The following is a 9,116-nucleotide window of genomic DNA, read 5'->3' as shown; positions in this document are numbered from 1 at the left end:
AGCTGCAGTTGATCCTCGCCACCTGGGCTGGCCACTGTCCGACCTGCCACCGCGACATACCCACACCCATACGAACCTGACCAAGCCCTACTAGGAACCCACCGCCGCACCGGCTTGTCCGGGAAGGCACGGCCCGTGTACTCGCACCGAACGGCCCCACCCGCCGGTACCTCCCGCACGGCCATCCACGGCCGGGCACCCGCGTGTGCCGGCACGTCTGGCGGACTCTGCCGCGGTCCCGCCGGGGAGAAGTGGTGGCACATCTTCCACGCCCACTACTCCGAACTGCGAACCGCCGGGTTCTCCCCCTCCGGACGCACGCTCGTCGTCGCCACCAGCAGCGACATCACGCTCTGGACAAGGCCCAGCCTCGACGCCTGAACCAGTACGTCATCCACGCTACGGACACCGACGAACGGGAACGCTACGACCTGCACGAACTCACGGTCACCGCAGGCGCCAGCACCGAATGGCCAAAGCGACTTGTCCCGGGGGAAGCCGACGGCTTCGATCCGGCACTCGGAGCGGTGCCTGGCACGATCGTCACACTCGGCCATGCACAGCGCGGACAGGAAGCCGGGGTAGGACATCCGCTCACTGGCGTTCTCGGCGAGCTCGGGGCAGCCGCCCGTGGCCAGGTCGCCACCGCATGCCACCTCCGTGTCGGCGAACAGGACGCCGGAGTCCGGCTCCCGTCCGAGCGGGCGCCGTGGTCGACGGGCCGACCGGCCGCGACGGTTAGCGCTGGGCCCACGGCGGCGCCGCTCCACTGCACCGTCGCGGCCGACCACGCCTCGCCGACCGTCCGGAGCCACGCGCGTTGCTGACGGAAAGACAGCCGCTGGGAGGCTCGCAGCACGGCCTCATCACGCCAGGGCTCGAAAGGTGTGCTCCAGCGTTGACGGAACGACAACCACTAACTCGCTATGGACAGCTACCCCGCGAGGATTCAGCACACCCGCCAGCCGGCGACAAAGGCCGCGCCGGCACTCAGCCGGCTTGTGCACGGGCGCCGTCGAGGCGTTCCCCGTCACCGGGTGAGGGAGCGGGAAGGGTGGTCCTGGTGGCCGGGGCGTGCTTCCGGGGCCTCCCTTTGGGACGGCGCGCGGGCGCCTCCGCGCCCAGCCTTGCGAGCTCCTCCGTGCTCCAGCCCGCTGCCTCGGCGGCCGCATAGGCTCTTCCGTACGGGGCCTCGGTTTCGGCCAGCTCGTCCTTGAGGCGCTGCCGCTCCGCCATGACGGCGGCGAGCGAAACGATGGCCTTCTCACGGTCGTCCTGAATTTCGCGCATGCGCCTCAGGAACTCGTCTTCTCTCGTCATGCCGCGGATCGTAGAGCCACCACATCGAGTGGTTTCGAACCGGCCCGCGAAGGTCACCCGTGTCGGTGATTTTCAGCTGCCGCTCCGGCGTATCCGCTGGCAGTCAGTTCGATCGCACAGCAGGGTGGCGCAGCAGGGGGTCGCGGTGAGGGCCGCGTTCGTTCCGGCCTGCGGAGCGCGCCGGCCCGCCGAGCCGAGGAGGATCGACGGTGAGTGGCACGGAGGGCGCGCGGCGGCGGGAGCGGCAGATGCAGGCACCGCGGTCGAGGCGGGTGAATCTGTCGTACAACGACGCCGAGCTGACGATCGTGCACGAGGCGGCGAAACGTGACGGCATGGTGGTGTCCGCGTGGGTGGCCCGCAAGGCGCTGGCGGTCGCCAAGGATCAGCTCGTACCGGTGTCCGCGGACGCCCGGGAGGTGCTGGCGGAGCTCATCAGATCGCGCGGGGAGCTGGTGCGGATCGGTGAGCGGCTCGGGTCGGTCGGTCCCTTCGATGCGCCGGCCGCGGCACGGCTCCTCCAGGAGGCGGTTCAGCGGGTCGACCGGGCGACGCTGCAGCTGATGCGGGAGCGGGCGTCGCGCTGGTGATCCCCAAGAGAGCGAAGGGTGGAAGTGACACCGCCGGGCTGCTGTTCTACCTGTACGGCCCCGGGAAGCGGGACGAGCACCAGGACCCGCGCATGGTCGCCGCTTGGGCGCCGTGGGTGCCCGACCCCGCGCGGTCGCCGGACACGACGGTCGGGGATCTCGCGCTGCTCCTGGACGCTCCGGTGCACGCTGCCCGGGGCAGCACCCCGGCCGAGCACGTCTACCACGTCGCGGTCCGCGTGGCACCCGAGGATCCGCTTCTGGCGGACGAGCAGTGGGCCGAGGTCGCCCGGGCGATGATGGGCGCCGCCGGTGTCGCTCCGCGGGGCGAGAGGTGGGGCTGCCGCTGGGTGGCGGTCCGGCACGCGGACGACCACATCCACATCGTCGCGACGAAGATCCGCCAGGACGGGATCCAGCCGGACCTGCGGCAGGACATCGTGCGGATGCAGCAGCTCGCCCGGGACTTCGAGGCGCGGTGGGGGTTGCGCCGGCTGACGTCGGGGGATCGGACCGCGAAGCGGTGGCCCACGACGGGCGAGACGCAGAAGGCATCGCGCCGTCACCTGCCGCTGAGCGCGCGTGAGCAGCTTGAGCGGGCCGTCCGTACGGCTGCGGCGGCAGCGGTGAGCGAGGACGAGTTCTTCGCCCGTCTCCGCTCCCGCGGGCTGCGGGTGTCGCAGCGTTGCGGCCCGGGGAGCAGCACCGCGACGGGTTACGCGGTCGCGCTGCCGGGCGACCGGGACCGAGTCGACCGGGCGGTGTGGTTCGCGGGTTCGAGCCTGGCCTACGACCTGTCGCTTCCCCGGGTCCGTGAGCGCTGGCAGGTTCCGGTTCCGGAGCCGCAGGTGCCGTCTGACGCGCTCTGGCGGACGCTCGAGCGCAACCTCCGCACGGCATCGGGTTCGCTCGGTCGTGGCGGACGGCGGGCAGGTGCGGGTGACGTCGCCGCGCTCGGTGATCTTCTCGTGGTGGCGCCCGACGCCGTTCCTCCTCTGGTCGAACCGAATCTGCGCGTCTCGGCGGCGGAGTTCGAGCGGGCGGCCAGGGCTCCGGGCGGGCGTGACCTGGACGGTGAGGCGCGGATCCTTCTTCGTTCCTCGGCGCGGATCCTCGTGTCGTCGGCCCGCTCGTCCGGCCACAACGACGCGGCTGCCTTTCTCGGGTTCCTCCTGGCGCTGGTCATGGCCGTCACGGCTGCGCGGCTCTGGCACGAGGAACAGGGCTATCGCCTCCAGGCCGACTCGGCCCGCAGGGCCGGCCGGTCGTTGCAGGAGGCCGTGGAGGTGAGCACGGGGGCGTCCGCGGGTGCCGGGGCTCGGTGGCGCATGAGGCGGGCGGGGTCGGCTGACGCTGGAGCCGGCCGGTCGTCGCGGCTGGCCGACGTGGTGACGAGGGCTCTTCCCACCCACGCGTCGGCGGTGCTGGTGGACTCCGTCTGGCCCGTCCTGCGCGGGCGCCTGATGGCCTTGGAGCGGCAGGGCTTCGACCCCGCCGCGGTTCTCGCGGCGGTCGCGGCGCGGCGTGAGCTCCACTCGGCAGCGTCCATCGCCCAGGTTCTCGTCTGGAGGTTGGACGGGTGGTCCCGTGTTCACGGCGGGGCGCTGGACACGCGGGCGGCGACAGCGGCCTCGCGGTCCGCCTCCCCGCCGCCACCGGGCGCCAGGAAGACCGCCGGCCCTCCGACCGAGGCGAGGCGTTCCCCCGGCAACGATCTGGAAGGGCCCAAACGGGGCCTGTGACCGACAGGAGTTCGCGATGACCACGCCCTACCCGGCCGAACCGTTCGCCGACGCGGTCGGCGAGGCGGTGCAGACGTCGACGGCGGCGGTGCGCCTGGTGCTGGCCGTCGCGGACGCGGTGCGCCGCGCGGCGCAGCGCAGAGCGGGGCGGGAAGACCCTCTGCCGCCGGCCGACCTGGCCTTGTCCGAGGCGGCCGGGGATCTCAAGTCCCTGCTCGGCCCTGAGGTGGCCTGGATGCTGATGTCCGGTCCGGACTGGCCGGTCATGGCGCAGCAGCTGGTCGCCTTGCGGCGGTCCGGCGTGGACCTGGAGCAGTTCCTGCCGCGGGTGGGGGACATCGCGGTGTCGGTGCGGGACGCCGTCCTGGCCGATTCGGCGCGGATCACGGCCGAGCGGACACGGGAGTGGGCGGCGCTGCTCCGCGCGAGCATGCCGGCGGGCCCGGTGCGTGAGGCGATCCTGGCGTCGCCCTTGTGGCCGGAGATCGCCGCGACGATGCAGGAGCTGCGGGAACGGGGCGTCGACGTCGGGCGGCTTCTGGCGGCCGCGTACGCCGAGGGGGTCGGTGTCGATCAGGCGGTCGCGCGGAAGTCCGGCACCGCTCGGCGGTCGGTGCGCGTGCCGAGCCGGGATTCCCTTCGCTCCTACGGTCCTCTGACGGTAGGACTGGATCTGCCGGGGGATCTCGACCTGGGAGACCGCCGAAGGGCGTTGGCGCAGCTGGGGGTGAGCCGGACGGAGAACGACCGTTTCGTTCGCTGGGTCTATGAGGCGTTGCCCGGCCGGGAGCGGGAGGCGGCTCTGCTGGTGAACTGCCGCCAGTGGCCGCTGCTGGCCGCCCGGATGGCGCGGATGCAGGACGGTGGCCGGCCGGTCCGGGATCACCTGGCTCGGCTGATGCGGGACCGCGGGTGGGAGTCCGGTCCCGCCTCCTACCTCGTTCCTCGTCTCGTCCGGGCCGCCACCGAGGCGCTGCGCAGGCCGGTGCACGATGGCGTCGCGTCGGCCGCGGTGGTGACCGAGGCGGCCAGGTCCACCTCGGCGGCGGCAGGTCCGCCCCCGTCATGGGCGGCGCGAGGCGCTGGGGCCGGCAGTCCCCGGCCCACCGCTCATCGAGCCCCCGTCCCGAAGCCCGGCGCGGGACGGTCGAGGTAGCAGCACCGCACCTGATCGGCCGGGCCGACGGGTGGAGCACCCGACGCGCTTGTAGGCTCCAGTCGTGATCTTCATTCGGCTTCGGCATGAGCTGGGCTGCTGGAGCCTGTCCCGGTGGTCTCGCGCGGCTTTTGATCCGTCGTCTTTGCGCTTTCTTCATCGACGGGGTGGCCGGGTTCAGCCCGGCAGGCGACCTCGTGCATGGCGGCGTCTTGTCCGGCTGGGGTGAGTCGGCGTTGATGACACTGGTAGTCGCTAGCCTCTCCGCGTGACTCACACCAGTGATCGACAGCTGCCTGTCGCACTCGCCGCCGCACTGGCGGTCCCGTTCGACTACGACGACGGCAAAGGGATCGACTTCGAGCCCTTCCCGGACTTCCTGTCCTCCGAGGACACCACCGACTGGTTCCGGGCCTGGACCGGCAACACGGAGTTGACCGGTGACGACTTCCGCGTGTTCGGCCAGGACGGCACGGGTGGATACGCGGCGCTCTGGCTGGTCCGCCCAGGCCGCCCACTCTCCGACCAACCCATCGTCTTCCTCGGCTCCGAAGGTGAAACCGCTGTACTGGCGTGCGACCTGGGCGCCTTCCTGTGGCTGCTCGCTGGCGGCTTCGGCCCCTGGGAAGCAGCCACTACTTATGAGCCGGACTGGACCCCCCGTCCCAACAAGCACCTGGCGGCCATCGCGGAACGATTCGCTCCCCACCGGCGGCAGCCAGCCGCTGCCGTCATCGAGCAAGCATCCCGGGAGTTCCCCGACTTCGACGGCACCATCATGGAGCTGTGCCACTGACTCCGACCGGCGCCCTGCCGTCTCACGGGCTCGCAGATAGCGGAACCCGCGAGAAGCCGTCAGACTGCACCGATGAGCCCGAAGTCCTCCGACAGCGCCGCGACCCCATCCAAGGTGCCCAACCCCGACCTGTATCCGGACCTGGCGGCCGCAGGCAGTCTCGCCGCAGCGTTGGATCACGCCGCCGACGATCTGGGCCTCACGCTCGGTGAAGTGATACGGAACGACTCGGACCCCAACTGGGCAGCGGTCCCCAGCACGGCCGCTGGTCGAGAGTCCTACTCGATCTACCTCGGCGTGGAGGAACGATGGTTCATCATCAGCGGGTCGAGCCGCGGAGTCGAACTCGTCCGCGGCTCGACGAAGGACCTTCACGAGGTGGCCAAAGCCGCAGGGGCCTGGCGAGCGGGTGCAACCCTGCACGAGCTTCGCGACCTCTGCTCGTTCATCACCTTCAGTGAACTCGCCGAGGCACACGAACGTGGCCCTGCCGACGCCGTCACCGTGAAGTGGCGCCTTCTTCGGGAGGAAATGCGGGAGGACATCCCGTTCCCCACGGTTCGAGACCTGGTGGAAGCCGCCTATGCCGAGCCGAAGCTCAGGCAGCTGTACCCCTTCACCAGCCACTGGTCTCTCCACTTCACCACGTGCACCGGGTATCCATTCACCTGGGTAGTGCCGTTCATCGATCCGCTGTGTGACGGGCGATACCGTGTGTGCGGGCCGAAGCGAGGAACGGTGATTGGTGAAGCCGACACCGCAGAGCAGGCCATCGGGCTCGTCATCAGCCATCTACCGGCGGGCATCGGCCCAGCCGTCGCAGGTACTGCCAGAGACCTGGCCGAGAGATAGTGGTTCCCTCCCGTCCCGTCCCGTCCCGCAGCGTTGCCTCACCCGTGATCTCCACTCGGCTTCAGCGGGAGTTGGGCTGTTGGGGCTTCTCCCTGCGATCTCGCGCGGATTTCATCCGCCATCTCTGCGTTTTCCTCGTTTGACGGGGTGGGCGGGCTGCCCTGCAGGTGGTCTCGTGGACGGTGGCATCTCTCCCGGCTGGGGTGAGTTGGTAGTAGGTGCGGCGGCGTCCGGGACCACGTCCGGGCGTGGCTCTTGAGTTCCATGACTGGTCGTACTCGACTCGGCTGGTGATCCAGCCGGCGGCTTGAAGCCGGTGCAACTGCTCATAGGTAGCTCCCGGCATCGCATTGCAGGCGGGAGATGATGAGGGCGCCGTAGGACTTCTTCGTCACTGTGGGTCAGGAGGTCATTGAGCAGGTCGACCCGGGCGATGGTGATCGAGATTCGGTTAACGGGGATGTCCGTGAACGCGGGCTGATCGGTCGGCGAGGTCGGGGACCTGCTGGTTGGCTGCTGCTTGGTGCTCGGGGAGCGAGGTGTCCACGAAGGCGCCATTCCCGCTTCGGTAACGCACCGTCACGTCCGAGGCTTGCGGAACAGCCGCGCCTTCGGCAGACCAGTCATTCATGGCGCGACCATCTCCCTCCCGCCGAGCCTGGACAGGGTGAACCGGTTTCAGATCACCCGTGATGGTGAAGAATCAGGGAATCGGTAGGCGCTGCCGTCGAACCGCTGTCCCGTCTCATTTCATCGCGGCATGTAGATGTCTCCTTAACCTGCGCGTTGTCAGGTCTGATGGGGATTCGGGGCGGGTGGGCCTGACGTCTTGGTGGTGTGCCTGGTCAGGAGGGGATGGGCGTCCCGTCGATCACGGTCTGACAGGGGCCCCTGGCCTGCGAATTGTCATTTTTGCTGGGACGTCGGTGGTGAGGGTCTCATTGAAGATGGCATTTTCCAGGGACACCGAGCGCGAGCTCCCGTGATCAGAACCTGCAGTGCCACCAGGCCAGTTCGGAAGCTGCCTGCGGTTCGTGATGGGTCCGCCGCAGCAACACCGCGTCCAGATCGTCGACCCGTGCTCGTAGTTCGCCTGAGGCTCGGGGTGGAAGCATGAAGATAGCCTCTTCGAGCTTGTCGCGGGCCCAGCCTTCGCCGCAACAGGGGCAGGTGAATTCGGCCTCCCATGGCTTCCAGCGTCGCTTGGTCCCGTGGACTCGGGCGGACCACACGCTCACGGCCGTGGCGACGATGCCGGGTATCAGTCGGTCGCGCTCCAAGCAGCGGATGGCTGCGTTTGTGGGCCCTGAGACACGTGGGACATCGCGGTAGCGTACCCATGGACTACTCCGTGATCGTTCGCGCAATCGAAGTGATGCCGGCGTTCTATGCGGCATGGACCCTTCGGGTGCAGTTCCGGTGCTGTCTCAGGATGCGGTCGACCGGCGCTCGCAGGGCTGGTGAGGTCAGTTCCAGGTCACGGTTGTCGCGCCCAGCGAGCATGTGGTCGAGCCAGCGTTCGTACCAGGCCAAGAAGTCAGTGGCCGACGAGACGTTGGGGCCCCAGAAGCCGTCAGCGTTTCCGGTGACGACGCGGCCTGTCAGGGGACCCGTGATACCGAGAAGCACCAGGTCGGTGCACCCTGCCTCGATGATGTGCAGGAACAGGTCACCTCGGTGAGGCGGGCCGCTGGCGAACGTGAACCCCCGAGGGCGGCTGGGCTCGCCTTGGGGGTCCATCGTGAACAGTCGGCATGACTGCAACGGCAGCAGGCCGTAGAAAGGCGATGCTCCGCCCCCGCCCAGTGTGGTCAGGAAACTGCGGTAGGGGTCAGGCAGTTCGATGTGGTGGTCGGCCTCGAACTCGGCGACCTTCACGTCCGGCAGCGGGGGTTCGAGGCGAAACCGGTGCTTCTCTTCACCGAAGGAGTGGCTTCGCAGCGCGGCGTAGGGCACCTTGGCTAGTTTGCGTCGGATGCGGATGATCCGGGAGTCCATGCGAACTCTTCTCTCTGTCCTCCCGCAAACTACCTGCTCACTGGCCGGGGTGTCACCAGTGTGTGATCAGCTGCCCGCAAGCCGGTCGTGGTCGGCGTCGCGCGCTGGGATCCTCCCCAGGTGACGAGCATGAGCACGGAACCGCGCTCCGAGGCGAGATGGGACGGCCCTTACTATCGTGTCCGAACCGATGGCTTCGAGGCTTTCTTCCTGCCGAACCCTGGTGAGGTACTCGACCAGGTCTGCAACGTCGATGCTGAGGTTCGCCTCCCAGATGGCTCACGCTGGAGTGCGACGATCTTCACAGTCGCCGAGGTCAGCCGGTTGATGAAGAGATGGGAGGAGACAGGAGAAGCCGCAGGTGGCCGGTGCTTCTGGTGCTCGGACGGGCTGATCGTTCGGGATCCCGGCATCCGGGGGATGGTGAGCGTGATCGCCGAGCTGCTCGCCTCTGAAGAGTTCGAAGGAGCCTTTCATCTTCTGGACGACTCGGCTTGAGCCAGACGCTTCATGACTTTGCATCACCTCGAACGCCCGGATCGCCTTGAGCGCCCCGAGAGAGGTCTGAGAGGGTGTTCTGCGAGTCTTGGGCGGTTCTCGTAGTCCTTGAAGGCAGGTTGTCCGGTTCTGGTGCTTCACGGCGGGCCGTCGGCGCGGTGTGC

Annotated in this window: 8 protein-coding genes and 1 pseudogene; 6 read left to right on the top strand and 3 right to left on the bottom strand. The window is 69.0% G+C overall.

Annotation, left to right across the window (positions count from 1 at the left end; all coding sequences use genetic code 11):
- Positions 1-467: 467 nt before the first annotated feature.
- Together ACZ55U_RS38470 and ACZ55U_RS38465 are read right to left on the bottom strand one after the other, a co-directional pair.
- A pseudogene (locus ACZ55U_RS38470) lies at positions 468-620 on the bottom strand (IS21-like element helper ATPase IstB); the annotation flags it as partial.
- 370 nt (positions 621-990) lie between these two features.
- Positions 991-1,320, bottom strand: coding sequence for a hypothetical protein (locus ACZ55U_RS38465; RefSeq protein ID WP_465534196.1), 330 nt, complete (start codon positions 1,318-1,320; stop codon positions 991-993).
- Between the two features lie 209 nt (positions 1,321-1,529).
- Between ACZ55U_RS38465 and ACZ55U_RS38460 the strand changes: the two genes are divergently transcribed.
- From ACZ55U_RS38460 to ACZ55U_RS38440, 5 genes are all read left to right on the top strand, one after another.
- The gene (locus tag ACZ55U_RS38460) at positions 1,530-1,910 is read left to right on the top strand and encodes a hypothetical protein (protein ID WP_465534194.1); all 381 of its coding nucleotides are present in this window, start codon (positions 1,530-1,532) and stop codon (positions 1,908-1,910) included.
- Positions 1,911-2,002: 92 nt separating this feature from the next.
- The gene (locus ACZ55U_RS38455) at positions 2,003-3,652 is read left to right on the top strand and encodes a relaxase/mobilization nuclease domain-containing protein (RefSeq protein ID WP_465534192.1); all 1,650 of its coding nucleotides are present in this window, start codon (positions 2,003-2,005) and stop codon (positions 3,650-3,652) included.
- Positions 3,653-3,668: 16 nt separating this feature from the next.
- Complete coding sequence (locus ACZ55U_RS38450) at positions 3,669-4,808, top strand: hypothetical protein (RefSeq protein WP_465534190.1); 1,140 nt, start codon at positions 3,669-3,671, stop codon at positions 4,806-4,808.
- A 268-nt stretch (positions 4,809-5,076) separates the two neighbouring features.
- Positions 5,077-5,604: an SMI1/KNR4 family protein gene (locus tag ACZ55U_RS38445; RefSeq protein WP_465534188.1), complete on the top strand. Its 528-nt coding sequence runs from the start codon at positions 5,077-5,079 to the stop codon at positions 5,602-5,604.
- 72 nt (positions 5,605-5,676) lie between these two features.
- The gene (locus ACZ55U_RS38440) at positions 5,677-6,456 is read left to right on the top strand and encodes a DUF6193 family natural product biosynthesis protein (RefSeq protein WP_465534186.1); all 780 of its coding nucleotides are present in this window, start codon (positions 5,677-5,679) and stop codon (positions 6,454-6,456) included.
- Between the two features lie 1,386 nt (positions 6,457-7,842).
- On the opposite strand, the gene ACZ55U_RS38435 is transcribed toward ACZ55U_RS38440, so the two are convergent.
- Positions 7,843-8,454, bottom strand: a complete 612-nt coding sequence (locus tag ACZ55U_RS38435; protein WP_465534184.1) for an SMI1/KNR4 family protein — start codon at positions 8,452-8,454, stop codon at positions 7,843-7,845.
- A gap of 129 nt (positions 8,455-8,583) precedes the next feature.
- On the opposite strand from ACZ55U_RS38435, the gene ACZ55U_RS38430 reads away from it, so the two are divergent.
- A complete protein-coding gene (locus ACZ55U_RS38430) occupies positions 8,584-8,952 on the top strand; it encodes a hypothetical protein (protein WP_465534182.1) in 369 nt (122 codons plus the stop codon).
- Positions 8,953-9,116 lie beyond the last annotated feature (164 nt).

The organism is Kitasatospora sp. NPDC034533 (genome assembly GCF_055575155.1).
The sequence above is the reverse complement of the archived record's forward strand: the minus strand, read 5'-3'. Positions and strand labels throughout refer to the sequence as shown.